18 protein-coding genes and 1 other annotated feature are annotated in these 19,626 nt (G+C 37.4%); of the genes, 4 read left to right on the top strand and 14 right to left on the bottom strand.

All coding sequences use genetic code 11. The annotated features are described in order from the left end of the window. Positions 1–195: 195 nt before the first annotated feature. Entirely contained in the window at positions 196–1,641 is a 1,446-nt protein-coding gene (locus tag K5S59_RS21810) for an MATE family efflux transporter (RefSeq protein ID WP_033655998.1), read from the top strand. Positions 1,642–1,772: 131 nt separating this feature from the next. Here K5S59_RS21810 and K5S59_RS21805 read toward each other — a convergent pair whose 3' ends face one another. From K5S59_RS21805 to K5S59_RS21785, 5 genes are all read right to left on the bottom strand, one after another. Then, complete coding sequence (locus tag K5S59_RS21805; protein WP_000166353.1) at positions 1,773–2,708, bottom strand: ABC transporter ATP-binding protein; 936 nt, start codon at positions 2,706–2,708, stop codon at positions 1,773–1,775. Continuing rightward, a complete protein-coding gene (locus K5S59_RS21800; RefSeq protein ID WP_000854346.1) occupies positions 2,701–3,744 on the bottom strand; it encodes an ABC transporter ATP-binding protein in 1,044 nt (347 codons plus the stop codon). The genes K5S59_RS21805 and K5S59_RS21800 overlap by 8 nt, the downstream gene beginning before the upstream one ends. 18 nt (positions 3,745–3,762) lie before the next feature. Then, complete coding sequence (opp3C, locus tag K5S59_RS21795) at positions 3,763–4,779, bottom strand: oligopeptide ABC transporter permease (protein WP_000974095.1); 1,017 nt, start codon at positions 4,777–4,779, stop codon at positions 3,763–3,765. Then, positions 4,776–5,705 (bottom strand): oligopeptide ABC transporter permease, encoded by a 930-nt coding sequence (opp3b, locus tag K5S59_RS21790; protein WP_000534165.1) that lies wholly within the window; start codon positions 5,703–5,705, stop codon positions 4,776–4,778. Before opp3b ends, opp3C begins: the two co-directional genes overlap by 4 nt. Positions 5,706–5,832: 127 nt before the next feature. Next, the gene (locus K5S59_RS21785) at positions 5,833–7,464 is read right to left on the bottom strand and encodes a peptide ABC transporter substrate-binding protein (protein WP_000727238.1); all 1,632 of its coding nucleotides are present in this window, start codon (positions 7,462–7,464) and stop codon (positions 5,833–5,835) included. Between the two features lie 319 nt (positions 7,465–7,783). Here K5S59_RS21785 and K5S59_RS21780 point away from each other — a divergent pair, with 319 nt between their 5' ends. Together K5S59_RS21780 and trpS are read left to right on the top strand one after the other, a co-directional pair. Further along, positions 7,784–8,164 carry a DUF3899 domain-containing protein gene (locus tag K5S59_RS21780; protein WP_001044993.1) on the top strand — a complete coding sequence of 127 codons (381 nt, stop codon included), beginning with the start codon at positions 7,784–7,786 and terminating at the stop codon, positions 8,162–8,164. A 104-nt stretch (positions 8,165–8,268) separates the two neighbouring features. Continuing rightward, positions 8,269–8,485: a binding site (T-box leader), on the top strand. A gap of 75 nt (positions 8,486–8,560) precedes the next feature. Continuing rightward, complete coding sequence (trpS, locus tag K5S59_RS21775; protein ID WP_000110991.1) at positions 8,561–9,550, top strand: tryptophan--tRNA ligase; 990 nt, start codon at positions 8,561–8,563, stop codon at positions 9,548–9,550. Between the two features lie 305 nt (positions 9,551–9,855). Here the strand turns inward: trpS and K5S59_RS21770 are convergent, their stop codons facing one another. From K5S59_RS21770 to K5S59_RS21740, 7 genes are all read right to left on the bottom strand, one after another. Then, positions 9,856–10,602 carry a YjbA family protein gene (locus K5S59_RS21770; protein WP_212981831.1) on the bottom strand — a complete coding sequence of 249 codons (747 nt, stop codon included), beginning with the start codon at positions 10,600–10,602 and terminating at the stop codon, positions 9,856–9,858. Positions 10,603–10,746: 144 nt separating this feature from the next. Then, positions 10,747–11,535: a DUF2268 domain-containing putative Zn-dependent protease gene (locus K5S59_RS21765; protein WP_000513283.1), complete on the bottom strand. Its 789-nt coding sequence runs from the start codon at positions 11,533–11,535 to the stop codon at positions 10,747–10,749. Positions 11,536–11,641: 106 nt separating this feature from the next. Then, the gene (fabF, locus tag K5S59_RS21760) at positions 11,642–12,880 is read right to left on the bottom strand and encodes a beta-ketoacyl-ACP synthase II (protein WP_000412643.1); all 1,239 of its coding nucleotides are present in this window, start codon (positions 12,878–12,880) and stop codon (positions 11,642–11,644) included. Between the two features lie 30 nt (positions 12,881–12,910). Beyond that, entirely contained in the window at positions 12,911–13,843 is a 933-nt protein-coding gene (fabH, locus tag K5S59_RS21755) for a beta-ketoacyl-ACP synthase III (RefSeq protein WP_001100534.1), read from the bottom strand. A 367-nt stretch (positions 13,844–14,210) separates the two neighbouring features. Then, entirely contained in the window at positions 14,211–14,387 is a 177-nt protein-coding gene (locus tag K5S59_RS21750) for a ComZ family protein (protein WP_009879752.1), read from the bottom strand. Between the two features lie 53 nt (positions 14,388–14,440). Then, entirely contained in the window at positions 14,441–15,313 is an 873-nt protein-coding gene (locus K5S59_RS21745) for an NAD-dependent epimerase/dehydratase family protein (protein WP_120449684.1), read from the bottom strand. Positions 15,314–15,342: 29 nt separating this feature from the next. After that, positions 15,343–16,077 (bottom strand): lipase family protein, encoded by a 735-nt coding sequence (locus K5S59_RS21740; protein ID WP_098258248.1) that lies wholly within the window; start codon positions 16,075–16,077, stop codon positions 15,343–15,345. A gap of 156 nt (positions 16,078–16,233) precedes the next feature. Here K5S59_RS21740 and K5S59_RS21735 point away from each other — a divergent pair, with 156 nt between their 5' ends. Continuing rightward, on the top strand, positions 16,234–16,416 hold the full coding sequence (locus K5S59_RS21735; protein WP_001211113.1) for a YjzD family protein: 183 nt from the start codon (positions 16,234–16,236) through the stop codon (positions 16,414–16,416). A 38-nt stretch (positions 16,417–16,454) separates the two neighbouring features. Here the strand turns inward: K5S59_RS21735 and clpB are convergent, their stop codons facing one another. Then, positions 16,455–19,055 (bottom strand): ATP-dependent chaperone ClpB, encoded by a 2,601-nt coding sequence (clpB, locus tag K5S59_RS21730; protein WP_098258249.1) that lies wholly within the window; start codon positions 19,053–19,055, stop codon positions 16,455–16,457. Positions 19,056–19,266: 211 nt separating this feature from the next. Next, complete coding sequence (locus tag K5S59_RS21725; protein ID WP_000531421.1) at positions 19,267–19,446, bottom strand: YjzC family protein; 180 nt, start codon at positions 19,444–19,446, stop codon at positions 19,267–19,269. Positions 19,447–19,626: the final 180 nt, after the last annotated feature.

Genomic DNA, 19,626 nt, shown 5'->3' with positions numbered 1-19,626 from the left:
CGTTTTATATTGCTGATTATCCTTACTAAAGTGTTAAAAATGAATATTTTTATATTTTTCTAAATTATCAGAGAAAAATAAATTTTATATCCCATAATACTTTTTGCATAATTATCCTTCTCTTTTTATCATAAAATAGCGCCCCCTTCATAATAAAGATATGTAGGTTAAAATGAGTGCAAAGGATAAGAAAGTATGTTACGATACACTTTGCTAAAAATAGATATCGGTAAAGAGGGGACGGACATGACAGCAATTCAGGCAAAAAACGGGCCGACAGAGAAATTAAGTTTATTCTTATTAACATGGCCTATTTTTCTAGAAGTTTTTCTATTTATGTTAATGGGGATCGCTGATACTTTCATGTTAAGTGCATTATCAGACGATGCTGTATCTGGGGTTGGTGCAGCGAATCAATACCTCCATATCGCTATTTTGGTACTAGAAGTCATCGGAAACGGCGCAGCTATCGTCGTATCTCAATACCTCGGTTCCAAACGTTTTATGGAAGCATCTAAAATATCAGCTTTAGCCGTCACATTAAATTTAGTGGTCGGACTCATTATAAGCGCTGGTTTTCTTTTATTTTCAAAACATATGATGATGGCAATGAACTTACAAGGCGATGTACTCATGTATGCGCAAGGCTATTTATCCATCGTCGGAGGCGCTATTTTCCTTCAAGCTATTATTAATTCATTAGCCGCAATTATCCGCGTACACGGCTTCACAAAGCAAGCGATGTTTATTTCTCTTGGAATGAATATTATTCATATCGCTGGAAACTACGTACTCATTTTCGGGAAATTTGGTTTCCCAGAACTCGGTGTACAAGGGGCTGCTATTTCTTCTGCTGTCAGCCGACTTATCGCACTTATCGTTTTCTTCTGGTTACTGTACCGCGTTATGGAATACCGTGTGAAATTACAATATTACTTCACCTTATCAAAAGAATACATCGGGAAAATTTTAAAAATCGGGATTCCATCTGCATTTGAGCAGGTTATGTATCAAGCTTGTCAAATTGTCTTCTTATACTATGCAACATACTTAGGAACGGAATCATTAGCGGCTAGACAATACGCTACGAACATTTCTATGTTCACTTATTTATTCGCGATTGCGATCGGTATGGGAACAGCCATTATTATCGGACGCCTCGTTGGCGGTGGTGAGAAAGATGAAGCGTATGAACGCGTATGGAAAAGTGTAAAATGGGCAATTGGCGTCACTTTATGTATGGTCGCTCTCGTCGTTACATTCCGCACACAATTAATGGGACTATTTACAGATAATCCGCACATTATTACGTTAGGTGCATCGGTTCTTTTACTAAGTGTACTACTTGAAACAGGGCGTACGATGAACATCGTCATCATCAATTCACTTCGCGCAGCTGGTGATGCAAAGTACCCCGTTTTAATCGGAGCATTCTCTATGGTGTTAATGAGCTTACCACTCGGTTACTTTTTCGCCTTCTATTTAGATATGGGGCTCGTTGGTATTTGGCTAGCGATTGCTATTGATGAATGGACACGTGCCATTATTATGTTCTTCCGCTGGAAAAGTAGAGCGTGGGAACGTTATGCACTCGTTAAACCTGAAGAACAAGAGGAGAGTATTTCTGTTCAGGCACAGTAATACTCGTTTAATTAAAATGCATTAATTGAAAAATAACATTTATATTCACTTACCGACAAATGTTAACAATACAACTGTTTATAGAATAGAAAAAGAGCCATCCTTCCGCAATGGAAGAATGGCTCTTTTCCTTATTGATAAATCTCTTTATATTTCTTATACTCTGCTTCAGAACATAACACGAAATGTCCTGGGCGAATTTCACGCATCGTTGGTGCTTCACTAGCATAATCATGCTGAGATGGATCGTATACGATACGTTTACGATTGCGCTCATAATCTGGATCTGGAAGCGGAATTGCTGATAATAGTGATTTCGTATATGGATGAATTGGATTCGCATATAACTCTTCACTTGTTGTTAGCTCAACGATTTGACCACGGTACATTACGCCGATGCGGTCACTAATGTATTTTACCATTGATAAATCATGGGCAATGAATAAGTATGTTAAACCTTTTTCTTTTTGTAACTTTTTCAGTAAGTTTACAACTTGCGCCTGGATTGAAACATCAAGTGCTGAGATTGGCTCATCGGCAATGATAAATTCAGGTTCTACAGCAAGTGCACGAGCGATACCGATACGTTGACGTTGTCCACCCGAGAATTCATGAGGGAAACGGTTTGCATGCTCTTTATTTAAACCAACTGTGTTTAATAATTCATGAACACGGTCCATACGCTCTTTTTTGCCTTTTGCTAGTCCGTGAATATCAATACCTTCTGCAATAATATCCCCTACTGTCATACGAGGATTTAATGATGCATATGGATCCTGGAAAATCATTTGCATTTTACGGTTGAACTTCTTCAGTTGTGCGCGTGATTTTTTACCATGTACATTTTCACCATCGAACAATACTTCACCAGCAGTTGCATCATATAAACGAATAATCGTTCTTCCAGTTGTCGATTTACCACACCCTGATTCTCCTACAAGACCAAATGTTTCTCCGCGGTAAATATCAAATGAAATATCATTAACCGCTTTGACAACACCACCACTCACGTCGAAGTGTTGCTTTACATTTTTTACTTCAATTAATTTCTCACGTTGTTTAGTCATGTTGTTCACCTGCTTTCATTTGAAGAATGCGTTTTTCAACAACAGCCGGCGGTTTTACTTCTGGAGCTTGCTCGTGAAGTAACCAAGTTGCCGCATAGTGTGTATCACTTACTTTAAATAAAGGTGGGTCCATTTCAAAATCAATTTTCAGTGCCTGTGGGTTACGTGGTGCAAAAGCATCTCCCTTTGGCGGCTTTAATAAATCTGGAGGCGTTCCAGGGATTGCATATAACTCTTCTTCTGAACCATCTAAACTTGGCATAGATGCGATTAAGCCCCAAGTGTACGGATGTTTTGGATTGTAGAAAATTTCATCAACCGTTCCAATTTCAACAACTTTACCAGCGTACATAACTGCTACGCGGTCCGCAACGTTTGCCACTACGCCTAAGTCATGCGTAATGAAAATGATTGCCGCTTCTGTTTTTTGCTGAATGTCTTTCATAAGCTCTAAAATTTGCGCCTGAATTGTAACGTCTAGCGCTGTTGTCGGCTCATCGGCAATTAATAGTTTCGGGTTACAAGCTAACGCCATCGCAATAACTACACGCTGTCTCATACCACCTGAGAATTGGTGAGGATATTGTTTTAAGCGCGCTTCTGGATTTGGAATACCTACAAGGTCGATTAATTCTAACGCAACTTTACGTGCATCTGCTTTACTCATCCCTTGGTGTTTAATAAGGCCTTCCATAATTTGATTTCCAATTGTCATCGTTGGGTTTAATGATGTCATTGGATCTTGGAAAATCATCGCGATATCTTTACCGCGCACTTGTTGCATTTCTTTTTCTGTTAATTTCGTTAAGTCACGACCTTCAAATACGATTTCACCGTTTTTAATACGTCCTGGAGGATTCGGAATTAATCCCATTAACGCTTTAGAAGTAACTGATTTACCAGAACCAGATTCTCCTACAATCGCTAATGTTTCTCCCTTTTTCAAATCAAAAGTAACACCGCGTACAGCTTGTACTTCACCTGCATGTGTATCAAAGGAGACTTGCAAATCTTTTACCTCTAGCAATGTTTTCATTTTTACTTCTCCCCTCTTTTACTTACGCATTTTTGGATCTAACGCGTCGCGTAATCCGTCTGCCATTAAGTTGAATGCTAAGATTAACATACTGATGACAACCGCTGGGATGAACATCATATGTGGATACGTTTGAATTGATTTATAACCATCGTTTACAAGAGAACCAAGTGATGCGAATGGTGGCTGAATACCTAAACCGATGAAGCTTAAGAACGCCTCACCAAACACTGCTGTTGGAATTGTAAACATTGTCATTACGATAATTGGTCCCATTACGTTCGGGATTAAGTGTTTTACAATTAACTGTGTATTTGTTGCACCTAATGTACGAGATGCTAATACATATTCTTGATTTTTTAATTTCAGGATTTGTCCACGAACGATACGCGACATCCCTATCCAACCTGTAATCGCCATTGCGAGTGTAATTGACCATATACCAGATCCCATAATGATTACCATTAAAATAACGATGATTAAGTATGGAATACCGTTAATAATCTCCATAATACGCTGCATAATATTATCTACTCTACCGCCATAGAACGCTGAAATACCTCCATATGCAACCCCAATTACTAAGTCAATTGCTGCTGCTAAAAGAGCGATATATAATGATACACGCGTACCTTCCCATGTTCTTGTCCATAAATCGCGTCCAAGATCATCTGTACCAAACCAGAAATACTCTTTAATATCACGTTTTTCATATTGGTCAACACCATATTGATCTGTACCGTCAAATGGTAGCCAATGAACATTTTCAATAACAGGAATTTTCGGTGGTAATTTCGCACGACCTAAATCTTGCTCTTTATAAGAATGCTTACTTACCATCGGTCCTAAAACTGCTAGTAATATAATAAGCGCTAATAAAATGAAACCGAACATTGCCCCTTTATGTTGGAACAAACGTCTTCTTACATCTTGCCAAAACGTTAAGCTTGGACGGGCAATGACTTCATTATCAACATTATTTTGATTGGCTTGTTGAAATAAATCTGGAGATAATTTTTGTACATCTTTCATCATTTTTTCCCTCCCGCTAAACGAATACGAGGATCAATAATTCCGTATAAAATATCAACAATGAAAATAACTAAGATGAAAATCGCACTATAGAAAATTGTAGTTCCCATAATAACTGTATAGTCATTCACTGTAATAGATTTAACGAACTGTTCCCCCAGTCCTGGTACAGCATAAATTTGCTCAATAACTAATGTCCCTGTAATTAATCCTGCAACCATTGGTCCTAAAATTGTTACAACTGGAATTAACGCGTTACGAAGTGCGTGTTTAATAATGATAACGCCTTGGCTAATTCCTTTCGCTTTTGCTGTTAAAATGTAGTCAGCTTGCATAACTTCAATTAACTCTGCACGAGCAAAACGTGCGATTGTTGCGATAACTGCCATCGATAAAGCGATTGTAGGCATTACGGTAAACTCTGGTCCTTTCCAGAATGCTACTGGGAACCACCCAAGTTTTACCCCTACGAAATATTGTAGTAATGCGGCGAATACGAACGATGGTACCGACATCCCGAGTACGGAAATAATTGTCGCCCCATAATCGACCCACGTATTGTTACGAAGTGCCGCAACGATTCCTAAAATTAAACCGATAAATGTACCTAATATAATCGCTTGTAAACCAAGTTGTGCTGATGGTCCAATGCGATCCACAATCATATCTGTTACTGGACGGTTATCATATTGGAATGATACCCCTAAATCACCTTTTGCTAAGTTACCTAAGTAACGTGCATATTGAACTGGTACTGGATCATTTAAGCCATATTTTTCAAGAATGATTTCTTTTTGTGCCGGTGATAGTTTCTCCTGGTTTTTAAGCGGAGAACCCGGAAGTAATTTCATCAAAAAGAAAGTCAGTGTAGTAATTAAAAATAATGTCAAAGCCATGTACACGAAACGTTTTAATACATAACGTCCCATAGTCAAGCACCTCCCCGTTTTTCTCAAAAGCAATAAGATAGTTTAAAATATTCTTACTTTTATTTTTTTAAAATAAGAGCATATGCCCATCATAGGCATATACCCTTATTCATGATGGAAACCATTTTTAGTTTTTAAGTTCAACCCACTTATAGCTAAATTCTCCGCCATATTTATGTTCTAATAGGCCAGTAATTGAGCCACGTTGTAAATATGCTTTACCAGGTTGATATACTGGAGCAATCGCTGCATCTTCAAGCAATTGTTTTTCTGCTTTTAATAGAGCATCCCAGCGAGCTTGTACATCAACTTCTGTTTTCGCTTTTTTAATTAAATCATCATACGCTGTATTTGCATAATTCACTTTATTTTGTGCATTACCTGTTGTATACATTTCAAGGAATGACATTGGATCCATATAATCTGGACTCCATCCCGCATATGACATTGCATAATCTCCACTTGCTTCAAGTTTTAGTTTTTGTGCAAATGGCTGCATTTTTGTTGAAACTGTTAAACCTGGTAAGTTCTTTTCAAATTGGCCTTTTAAATACTCTCCGATTTTTTTCGCATCATCAGTATCAAAGTTTAATAGCTCTAACTCTACTTTGTCTACACCAAGTTCTTTTTTACCAGCTTCCCAGTATTTTTGAGCTTCTTTCATATCCTCTTTTATAAGCTTTCCGTTTTCTTCACGGAAGTCTTTTCCATTCGGACCTTTTGCTAAGCCTTTCGGAACAAAACCATATATTCCTTCTGAACCATCGTTTAAGATCACTTTTCCAATGTTTTCACGTTCAAAGGACATTGCAATTGCTTTTCGGATATTTTTATTTGCTAAAAATTTATTCTTTTCATTTAAGCGAATAAATTGTGTAGATGGTCTCTTAATCGTTTTAAAGTCAGCATCTGATTTGTATTTATCTACAAATTCTGATGTTAACACTACACGATCAATTGCTTTCGTTTCATATAAATTTATAGCAGTTGAACGATCCTTAACAATATTGAAGTTTATTTCCTCAAGTTTTACTTCTTTATTTTCCCAATACGTTGGATTCTTCTTAAGTTGGAAACTTTGTTCATGCTTCCATTCATTTAATACGAATGGACCATTATAAAGTGTCGTATTGGATTCTAATCCAAATTTTGCTCCTTGTTCTGTTACAAACTTTTCATTCAAAGGATACAATGTTGGATAGACTGTTAAACTTACAAAATAAGGAACAGGGTTATTTAATTCCACTTCAAGTGTATGATCATCAATTGCCTTTACACCAAGCTCTTCAACTGGCAATTCTTTTTTGTTAACTTTCTCCGCATTTTTCACATCAAATAGTATGTAAGCAAACTTGGCACCCGTGTTTGAATCTACAGCTCTTCGCCAAGAATAAACGAAGTCTTTCGCTGTTACAGGTTCACCATTAGACCATTTCGCATCTTCACGTAACTTAAACACATACTTTTTGCCATCTTCTGATTTCTCATAAGATTTAGCGACACCTGGAACAAGTTTATCGTCTTTCCCCAGACGATATAATCCCTCCATCGTATTATTCATGATGTTAGAAGATGTTGCATCCGTTGATAACGTCGTATCCATAGTTGGAATTTCAGCTGTCTCAGTTAGATTTAAAACTTGCTTGTTTGAGGATTTTTCTTTTGCGCCTGCTTTGTTATCCTCTTTTTGGTAACTACAAGCGCCTAACATACTGACTGTCAGCGTCGATGCAAGTAATAACGGTATCTTTTTCTTCATGTTGTGTTGCCTCCCCTAATTGCACTTCCTGTACCCTCACTTGTAAAAAAGTAGAATTGAAAGAATAATCTCCAAGTTTCTACAATTTTCATTATACATATAATATAACAATTGTGAATATAGTTTTTTGTTTTTTTGTTAAAATTTTTAATAAAATGTTTATTTTTTTATTTTTTCGTAAAGGGATACGTTAACATTGCTACCATCATCTTGAAATCAGACCTTTAATTGCGTATAATTTTCAAAAAATTAATTCTAGTACATATTATAGCTTTTATAGTATAATAATTCTAGTAATATTTTGACGGAGGGGAACATTTTGAATAAAGTTTTTTTTCATACTTGTATACTAATTTTCATAGCGATAATCGCTTCTAGTATTGGCGCATTCCTCGTTTCATCGCAATTTTTGTTGAATTTTGTCAATATATCGTTTTATGTCGCACTATTTTTTATTCTTGTTGGCGGTTTTTTATTCATATTTCAAAATGGATTTTTCAATGTAACAATTTACGCCTTCCAAAGAGTATTTGGTACGAACAAAAAAATTGAGTCTTTAATTGAAGAAGTAGAGGAACCTGTCGATAAGAAAGAACGTATTTATAAAACATATTCATTCAAATGGACGTATCCAATTTGTATTACAGGTATCGTTCTTGGGTTGTTCTCGACCCTCATTAGCTTTACTATTTTGATGTAGTTTGCAAACCCTATCCCATATGATATAATAATCAGCAAAACATTTTGTTATAAAACTTTAGTTCTTTCATATTAAAGAGCTCAGGTAACAATAAATAAATTTATATGTATGCGATGATAAAGAAGAGTACATATTGAGGCAATTTCAGAGAGCTTGTGGCTGGTGTGAACAAGTAATTGTACAGTATGGAATGGGCTTTTGAGCACCAAACCGAACCGAAAGTAGTAGGCTTTGGCGTTATATCCAAACGTTATTATGGATTAGAGAGATTTCACAGTAGTGAAATAATTAGGGTGGTACCGCGGTCCATTCGTCCCTATAGTTTTTTGGGATGAATGGGCTTTTTTGTTTGCCTTCTCTTCCCTATCACGCATTCAAATTTAGGAGGAATTACTTATGTCAGTTATCTTTTCTGGTATTCAGCCGAGTGGAACGATTACACTTGGAAACTATTTAGGAGCTATGAAGCAATTTACAGAGCTTCAAAATGAGCACGACTGTTATTTCTGTATTGTAAACCAACATGCAATTACAGTACCTCAAGATCCCGTACAACTTCGTAAAAACATCCGCAGTCTTGCTGCGCTTTATGTAGCATGCGGCATCGATCCTGAAAAAGCTACTTTATTTGTACAGTCAGAAGTACCAGCACACGCTCAACTAGGATGGATTATGCAATCAGTTGCTTACGTTGGAGAATTAGAGCGTATGACGCAATATAAAGATAAAGCATCAGGTAGAGATTCCGTACCAGCTGGATTACTAACGTATCCACCATTAATGGCTGCTGATATTTTACTTTACAACACTGAAATCGTACCGGTTGGTGATGACCAAAAACAACATATGGAATTAACACGTGACCTAGCAGAGCGTTTCAACAAGCGCTTCCGTGAAGTGTTCACTATTCCTGAAATTCGCATTCCAAAAGTAGGAGCTCGCGTTATGTCATTAACAGAACCTACGAAAAAAATGAGTAAATCTGATCCGAATCCAAAATCAATGATCAGCATGCTTGATGAACCAAAAACAATTGAAAAGAAAATTAAGAGTGCTGTAACTGATTCTGAAGGTATTGTGAAATTCGATAAAGAAAACAAACCTGGCATCTCTAACTTATTAACTATCTACTCTTCATTCTCAGGAAAAACAGTAGAAGAAATCGAAGCAATGTACGAAGGAAAAGGATACGGAGACTTCAAAGGCGACCTAGCACAAGTAGTCGTAGATGCAATTCGTCCAATCCAAGACAAATATAACGAACTAATCAGCTCACCAGAACTAGACGAAATTCTAGACAAAGGTGCCGAAAAAGCAAACCGCGTTGCATTCAAACAACTACGCAAAGTAGAAAACGCAATGGGGTTAAGTAGAAAACGTAGATAACTTATAAAGCGGAGGCGACTGTTTAGCCCTGACGGCTAAGGTTCTTTCCCACAGAAGGTGCTTTTTACCTTCTCGTGGGGAAGGTTCTTAGACGCGAAGGGCTAGGAGCCGGAGCTGGATTTCTTAAAAAGCGGAGGCGGCTCGCTTAGAATGTGAAGGGGATGGAGCTCCTGACGTAGAGGCGCTTTTTGCCTCGCAGGAAGGCGCGAAGCCACCGAACATTCTTGCCGCCGGAGCTGGATTTCTTATAATGCTCGCTGAAGCAAAGTTACAACAAATTAAAAAAACCGCCAATCGGCGGTTTTTTAATTTACCTTTTGCTCGTTTTCCATTTCCCATAACTTTTCAAAAAATGGCTGTCCTTTTACGAGACGCTCACATAATTGTTCGTGCTTCTCAGACCAGCCTGTTTTCGCTTCATCGTACAGTTTAGCCCAAATATCTTCAAATTCCATATGTTGAACCATTCCGTATGCTGATGTATCCCACTCTGTGAACCAATAGCGAATTTCTGCTGTGTTTTTCGTTGTATGTAATTGATCTAACGCCATAAATAATAATTGTTTAAGCTGTCTTTCTTTACGAGTTAAGCCATTCATAATGAAAGGTGATGGTGATAAAATATGATGTTCTTTTTCCATTTCTTCTACTTGGAACTCATACTTTTCTGCTTGTACGTTTTCTACCATCTCATATACCATCTGCTCTTGGCGCGGTATAAGTCTGCTCTTTCGAATTGGCACATTGTAACCAATTGTGTCGATCGCAATAATTCCTTTTCCATCTGTAACTACAAAGCAATACTCTTGCTGCAAACGTTCATGATTTTTACGAATATAAGCCTTATGATGTACGTCTTCCAACATTTTTTGCGGAAGCTCTAACAATTCGTTCTCGATGTAATGATATAATGTGGCATCTACTTTTAATAATGGCACTTGATCTAATAGCTCAATCGTATCATCTTTCCGCCATTCGTAAAAATGACAAACGTTATACCCATTCTCTTCACCTTCAAACCAATTTACCCATACATCATGTAGATATAACATTCACTACCCCTCACTTCACTACTGTTTGTATCAATCATTATGTTCAATTTTTCTTAACTTTATTCCACCTAAGGAAATATATTCTAATTATTATTTTTTCTTCTATTAATACTAAAAAAAACAGGAAATAGGGTTCCTGTTTTTTTATATATGAAATGTATTTGCTTTATTCAATATTTCTTTTGCATCTATAGATAATAAAGAAAGCGTATCTTCTCCTTCCAAAGTTACACAATCTTTGACAATATGAAATCCAAGTGCATAGCCAAGCATCTTCGGATAAGAATGAAATCCATTTAATAAGATGTCGTGTTCCCTTGTTCCTCGTTTTATACTTATTCTTTCATATACAACGTTTTCCCAATAATAAATAGCCTCTTCTTTTGAAAGATACGTCGTCCACGGTGCATTGTTCTTTTCTGAATATCTTTCCGTTACTGCTTGCTCAGCTAGCCCTTCCATAATCATCGTATCAAGTAGTGTATATTCTGTTTCTTTCGTCTCAATTCGATGTAACCTGCATATGTGATGATATTCATGCGCCAATAACACTTTTAATTCTTCCACCGAATTCCGTCCGCATACGAATAAGAAAATAACGTGACGCATAGATAATCCAGCCCTGCCGTTATACTCTTCTTGCACAGTTCGATTATAGGAATCTGATAATAAAATAAAGACAGGGACATCCGGACCTTTTAACCAAGTTTTCAGCTTCTCATACTCCGTACGTAATTCTTTCCAAACTTCCTTTTTCTCTAACTCTTTAATTTCTTGTTCTCCTCGCATAATCGGGCGATACATACCTTTAGAAATTAAAAAGCGGTACAACCTTTCTTTTGGCAGCGGGATATACTTCGTAAACTTCTCACACAGCTTTTCTGGCCGTCCATAATATAAATGTAACCACTCAGCAGTTTCAACAATCCCCATCTTTATCCCTCCTTTTTCTTATGTATATGCAAAAGGAGAAAAAGACGTAAAAATAAATAAGGAGTTTTTTCGCAATATGCTACGAAAAAACTCCTTATTTTATCTATTATTTATACGATTTAAATACTAATACTGCGTTATGACCACCGAATCCTAGTGAGTTACTTAATACTGCATTTACTTCTTGTTGTCTCGCTTTATTCGGCACGTAATCTAAGTCACATTCTGGATCTGGTGTTTCATAGTTAATTGTTGGAGGGATTACTCCGTCTGTAATTGATTTAATTGAGAAGATCGCTTCAACAGCACCAGCTGCTCCTAATAAGTGACCTGTCATTGATTTCGTTGAGCTAATTGCTACTTTATACGCGTGCTCACCGAACGTTTCTTTAATTGCCATCGTTTCATACTTTTCATTCGCATCCGTACTTGTACCGTGCGCATTAATGTAATCAATATCTTCTGGCTGTAGACCTGCATCTGCTAAAGCTTGACGCATTGCACGCACGCCGCCTTCACCGCCAGGAGCCGGCATTGTAATATGGAATGCATCACCAGTTGCACCGTAACCAGCGATTTCCGCATAAATGTGAGCACCACGAGCTAATGCGTGCTCTAATTCTTCAAGAATTAAAATACCTGAACCTTCACCCATTACGAAACCGCTACGGTTTTTATCAAATGGACGGCAAGCTGTTGCTGGATCTTCATTAAATGTTAATGCTTTCGCTGAACTAAATCCTGCAAATGCCATACTTGTTAACGGTGCTTCTGCTCCGCCTGTTATCATTGCATCAGCATCACCGCGCTGAATCGCTTTAAATGCATCACCAATTGAGTTTGCACCAGATGCACAAGCCGTTACAGAACAAGTGTTAATTCCTTTTGCTCCTGTTGCGATTGATACTTGACCTGCTGCCATATCTGGAATCATCATTGGTACGAAGAATGGGCTCACGCGGCGCGGGCCTTTCTCAGTAAAAATCTTAAATTGTTCTTCGTATGTTTCCATACCGCCAATACCAGAACCAATCCACACTCCAATTCGAGGTCCGTTTTCTTCTGTAATTTCAAGCTTTGCATCCGCAACTGCCATTTTCGCTGCTGCTACTGCATATTGTGTAAAGCGATCCATACGGCGCGCTTCTTTTTTATCAATATATTTCTCGACTTCAAAGTCGTTAATTTCTGCTGCTACTTTTGCTGGAAATAGTTCCGGATCAATTCTTGTAAGTCGTCCGATTCCAGATACACCCTTTTTAATGTTTTCCCACGCTGTTTCAACATCTGTTCCAATCGGTGTAACAGCTCCTAGTCCTGTAATTACGACCCTCTTTTTTTCCATACAAAATACACTCCTTTTTTCTCTCAGTCCTTATTTACCCCAACGAAGAGCAACTGCTCCCCATGTTAATCCACCGCCAAAACCAACAAGTATAATTAAATCACCATCTTGAATACGTCCGTTTTGCAATTCCTCTACCATTGCAATTGGAATTGAAGAAGCTGATGTATTACCGAACTTCTCAATTGTCATACTCATTTTTTCTTGTGGTAAATTTAATCTTTCTCTTGCAGATTCCATAATACGAATATTCGCTTGATGCGGTACTAAGAAATCCACATCCTCTTTCGTAAGACCAGCCTTATCCAGCACGCGAAGACAAGATTCACCAAGTTGACGAACGGCAAATTTAAAGACTTCTCTGCCATTCATCATAACATACTCGTCTTGATATAGATGCTTACCGCCACTTCCGTCTGCTCCTAATTCAAAAGATAGAACGCCTCTTCCTTCTGAAACAGCCCCCATTACGATAGCACCGGCTCCGTCTCCAAATAGTACTGCTGTATTGCGATCATTCCAGTCTACAATTTTAGAAAGTTTATCACTACCAACTACTAATACATTTTTATAAGTTCCCGTTTGAATAAATTGCTGTGCTGTAATCATTCCGTACATAAAACCAGCACACGCTGCGCCTACATCCATTGCAGCTGCATGTTTCGCTCCAATCGCTTCTTGAATGACACAAGCTACCGCTGGAAACGCACGATCTGGTGTTACTGTCGCCACTAAAATAAGATCGATTTCCTCTCCACTAACCCCTGCATCTTCAAGTGCTTTTTTAGCAGCCTCTACGGCCATATATGAAGTATCTATTGTATCATCGGCAATGCGTCTTTCTGCAATTCCCGTTCTCGTACGAATCCATTCATCGGATGTATCCATTATTTTCTCTAAATCGTGATTTGTGACTACTTTTTCCGGCACATATCTTCCGATCCCTAAAATGCCCACGTTCACATCGCAGCCCTCCGTTTTATATCAATTATTATGACTTGGTACTAATTTTAAAACATAAATGTATTTTTGTCTAGAATATATTTCAGCTAAAACATAAAGCTAGGCATTATTCACCTTATTGTTTATGAAAAGAAACAGAAACATACCTTTCCTGTTTCTTTTGAAATATAAAAAGGCCCGAGCCTCCCTTCCATCTAAAAAGATGCCTTTTCTGCTTTCCTTCTAAACTAGAGAGTTCTCCTCACTACTTTTCCTTTATCCTCTTCATATCTCTCGTTTTTCCCCAGGCGAGAATAAAAAAGGCCCTGACCGCTTCTATCCACGGTTCGGGCCTCTCTTCCATCTAAAAAGATGCTTTTTCTGCTTTTTATTCTTGATCTGCTTTCCCAAGCTCATATGCTTCGTTCATAACTTTCATCAATAACTCTAATACTGGTTGTGCTTTCTCCATATCAAGAGCAATTCCATTATCATCTAAAATGGCCTTTGCTTCTGGTAAATGCTTCATTGCGATTTGTAAAAATTGCATGCTTTTCTCATTCATATTATGTTCTTCCTCTCCATTAAAACTTTCACATACATAGTGTAACACGCTCGCTATCCTTCGTATAACTCTTTATATTTTTTCATATGTGCCAATTGTTTATTTAAACCGTATTCTAATGGGGTATTTCTTTTTATCAAAATAACCTCGACAGTATCATCTCTTTCTTCCTCATTCTCTTTATTCACTTTATCCTCTGCACGTAATAGGTTCATACCTTTTTTCCATAATGATTTTTTACCACTAAGTAAATTGTATATACCGAGATGCCCCTCGTTCATTCCATTTTCCCATAAGTATTCACATACATCTTCCACGTACAGTAGATCACTTCCGTTTTCCTCACTCACATAATGGCACTCTTTCTCATCCAGTTCTGATAAAATGAGCTGATGATACATCATAAAAGATGGTTGCCAGGGTCCATATAATGTAGGAACTCGAAATACACTATACTGTACCTCTCCTTTTTTCAATCCTTCTTCCACTTTCGAAAATAAACGTTTATTTTCGGATTCATCTACGTTTCCTACTTCAATAGAAGAAATTAGATTTAACTTCACTTTATGTTCTTCACACAGTCTTACAATGCGCTTTAAATACTGTAATATGACCCTTTCATTCCGAAAGCCACTTTGTTGATTTGGCTCATACAAGCAAAAGTAAACCGTATCGAACTTCTCTCCTTCTACTGATCTCCATCCATCTTCATCTCTTATCGAATAATACGTAAATAACGCATTTCGCCCAATTAACAATAACTTCTCTTCATTAATTTTTGTCACATTCTCGAATTCATCAAAATCAAGACCGTACACTTCTACTTCTTCTGCAATCATTTTATTCACAAGGTGATAACCTACAAACGTAAGTGCACCTATAATTAGCACGCGTTCCATACCACCAACCCTTTCTCCTTGAAACAAATAGCTCCTCATTTATGTATATGGGAGCTTCACAATTCTTCTTCATATTTTTTAAAGAAATCAGTCGTTTGCCTAACCATTTTATATTTCACATCTTGCAGATGGAATAAGACAGAAGTATCGCATTGATTGAATTGCCTCATTTTCTCATATTTACGTAACAACTGTTTTCTTCCTCTTTTTTCTTGTGTTGATACGAAAACTTTAACAGGTACACAAGACGGAAGAAGCGTAAATGATTTCTTATTTATTTTGGACTCCAATTCTTCTTCTTTAGAATCATACGCCAAACATAATTCCTTCACTAATCTTTTGTAAAAAAACTTATGCTCTTTCTCAAACTCCACATATTCTGGTAAATCTAAACACGGATTTAACATAATGACTGAGCGTATACATTCAGGGTATTTGTTCATCATTTCAAGCGCTACAAGTGCCCCCATACCATCTGCCATAATGTGCATTTTCGCATTTAATGTCTCTTTTCTCAAAACAACGTCATATAAGCGTTTTGCTAGACGAACAGATTGGTCGTTTCCCCAATGTCTTCCGTATAAATTAGAAGAAAAGACCGTGTAGCCTTTCTCAATAAGGCCATGTAAAAAATAAGATCTACCTGCATGCTGTGTCCATAAACTTGTACCATTCTCAATAAAGTAGTTGTAATCACCAAGAAGCATTACAGAAAATCCATTTGGCTTCTCCGGTAAATAAATGACACATGGTTCTTTTTCTAAATAAAAAAAACGTTCCGTAATACTCATTTTTCCCCCGCCTTATTTTCTAAACGTATAAAAGTACTCTTCTATAATGTATGAACGGAATGCAAATTTGCGTTGAAAAATCTACAAATATTTTTCTATATTCTTTTTTCAATTGTGTTACAATAAGGACAGATTGAACGAATAGAGGTGTAAAATATGCGTTTCATTTGGGCATTAATTTGGTCGTTCGCGCTTGTACATATGATGAGCTACGTAATCGGCTCTATGACTGGCGGTACATACGATTTTAACCAAGCGTCTATTTTCTCAGTTGTTCTTGCGGTATTAGTACTAGCAATTTCAGCTACAATTCCAAACGAGCCAGTAGAACAACACTAAAAAAAGAGTCCGGATTTTATCCGAACTCTTTTTTTATTTTACTTTACATGAACGACTAATTCATTATTTTCTACATCAACCACTACATGACTATTGTCAGTAATTGTTCCTGCAATTAATTCTCTCGCTAATTTCGTTTCCACTTGACGCTGTACATATCGTTTTAATGGACGAGCTCCGTACATCGGATCAAAGCCGGCTTCTACAACAAATTCTTTTGCTGCATTTGTTAATTCAACTGTAATATGACGGTCAGCTAAACGACCTTGTAATTCTTTTACAATTTTATCAACAATACCTTTAATTTCATTCGTTGTAAGAGGTTTGAATAAAATAATTTCGTCGACACGGTTTAAAAACTCTGGTCGGAAATGTCCTCTTAATTGTCCCATTACAAGTTCTCTTGATTCTTCTTTAATGGAGCCATCTGCTTCTAATCCATCTAACAAATGAGCAGATCCAATATTTGAAGTCATAATAATAACCGTGTTTTTAAAGTCTACTGTACGCCCTTGCGAATCTGTAATGCGCCCGTCATCTAACATTTGTAATAAAATGTTGAATACTTCTGGATGTGCTTTTTCGATTTCGTCTAACAAAATAACTGAATACGGTTTACGTCTTACCGCTTCTGTTAATTGACCGCCCTCTTCATATCCAACATATCCAGGAGGCGCACCAATTAAGCGTGACACAGCGTGTTTCTCCATATACTCAGACATGTCGATACGAATCATTTGCTCTTCACTATCGAATAAAGACTGTGCTAACGTTTTTGCAAGTTCTGTTTTACCAACACCTGTCGGTCCTAAGAAGATGAAGGAACCAATTGGACGGTTCGGGTCTTTAATACCAGCGCGCGCACGAAGAACTGCGTCTGATACTAAGCTTACCGCTTCCTCTTGTCCGATGACACGCTCTGATAAAATGTGCTCTAAGCGTAGTAATTTCTCGCGTTCACCCTCAACGAGTTTTGCGACAGGAATACCAGTCCAGCGTGAAACAATATCAGCAATCTCTTCTTCACTTACTTCCTCACGTAATAAACGATTTTCTTGTTTATTATGTGCGCCCATTTCTTCTGCTTCTTTTAACTCTTTTTCAATTGCAGGAATTTTCCCATGGCGAAGTTCCGCTGCTTTATTTAAATCGTAATTACCTTCTGCTTCTTCTAATTCACGGCGCAGACGCTCTAAATGTTCACGTAAATCACGAACTTTGTGAATATCTTCTTTTTCTTTCTCCCATTTCGCTCTCATACCACTTGCAACTTCTTTTAAATCCGATAATTCACGTTGCAACGTTTTTAGACGTTCTTGGCTACCAAAGTCCTTCTCTTTTCCAAGAGCTGCTTCTTCAATTTCCAGTTGCATAATGCGGCGCGTTACTTCATCTAATTCTGTTGGCATAGAATCAATCTCTGTTCGAATCGTTGCACACGCTTCATCAACAAGATCAATTGCTTTATCTGGTAAGAAACGATCCGAAATATATCGATCTGATAAAACTGATGCTGCTACAATCGCACGGTCATGAATATTTACACCATGATAAATTTCAAAACGCTCTTTTAAACCACGTAAAATGGAAATTGTATCTTCAACAGTTGGTTCTTCTGCTAATACTTGTTGGAAACGTCTTTCTAGCGCTGGGTCTTTCTCAATATATTTACGATATTCATCTAACGTTGTCGCTCCAATGCAATGCAGTTCACCACGCGCAAGCATCGGTTTTAACATATTTCCTGCGTCCATCGCACCTTCTGTTTTACCAGCGCCGACGATTGTATGAAGTTCATCAATGAATAATAAAATGCGGCCTTCACTCTTTTTAATTTCATTTAATACAGCTTGCAGGCGCTCTTCAAACTCACCACGGAATTTCGCTCCAGCTACAAGCGCACTCATATCTAATGCAAAGATTGTTCTATCTTTTAACCCTTCTGGTACATCCTTTTTCACAATACGCTGCGCTAATCCTTCAACGATTGCTGTTTTACCAACACCTGGCTCACCAATTAAAACTGGGTTATTTTTCGTTTTACGTGAAAGAATGCGAATTACGCGGCGAATTTCACTATCGCGGCCGATAACAGGGTCAATTTTCCCCGCTCTTACTTCCGCCACTAAATCACGTCCATATTTTTCTAACGCTTCATAAGTTGCTTCTGGATTTTGACTAGTCACTCTTTGATTCCCCCGAACTGTCATTAACGACTGTAATAAGTTATCTTTCGTAATATGAAATCTTGTAAGTAATTGATTTATATCGCCTTTTTCTTCTGAAAAAGCAAGCAATACATGTTCAACTGAAATGTAGTCATCTTGCAATTTCTCTGCTTCTTTTCCTGCTCTTACAAGTAGTTGTTGCAGAGCACCTGTTATATATAATTTGCCTGCTTCTGCACCACTTCCCGTTACAGAAGGCTTTTTCTTAATTAAACTTTCAGCACCTTGTTTTAACGCTTCTATATCGACATTCATTTTTTGAAAAATACGCACTGCTAACCCATCTTGCTCTTCTAATAATGTAAACAAGAGATGAGCAGTATCTACTTCTTGATGATGATGAGATACCGCTAAAGATTGGGCACTCATAATCGCCTCTTGTGTTTTTGTTGTCATTTGATTTAAGTCCATCTTTACAGTCCTCCAAATGTTTGACTTTCTTTGACCTTTGATTTGATTATACGCCAACTGACTTTTTTATACAATAATTTTGCTTATGTATTTTCAAACTTATTATTGGAAAAAGAAAAAGGGAACATTCATTATACAATTGAAAAATATACGGTAAATGAAATTATAATATGTAACGAAAAAAAAGCCGCAATAATGATTGCGGCTTCTGTTACGGTTTTCTTTTATATGTCCACTGACGGTTATGATTCGTGTTATCCGGAAACTTTTCACCGGCAGTTAATTTCACCATTTGCGGATCTTTTACCATACTTCCTGTTTCACCAATTTCTACGTAAATGCCATCATTTGGCGCTTTTTGTCCAGAACGAAACCTGCGATTTTGTCCCATTTCCATTCTCCTTCCATGACGTCTTTGCCTCATTAGTATATCCATTTCAAAAGAAAGCTTTTCTGTCATGTTTAGGAAACAAGTACTACATTTCGTTCTTGTACATATACATGAATGACACAAGCTTAGGAAGGGATTTCTTTCCTATTTGTAAAAAAAAAGAAACCAACCTACTATAGG

Origin of the sequence: Bacillus sp. BML-BC051, from assembly GCF_019656175.1 — a bacterium.
Classification (GTDB): Bacteria; Bacillota; Bacilli; order Bacillales; family Bacillaceae_G; genus Bacillus_A; species Bacillus_A mobilis.
Note: the sequence above shows the minus strand (reverse complement) of the source record. Positions and strands in the feature narration are given on the sequence as shown.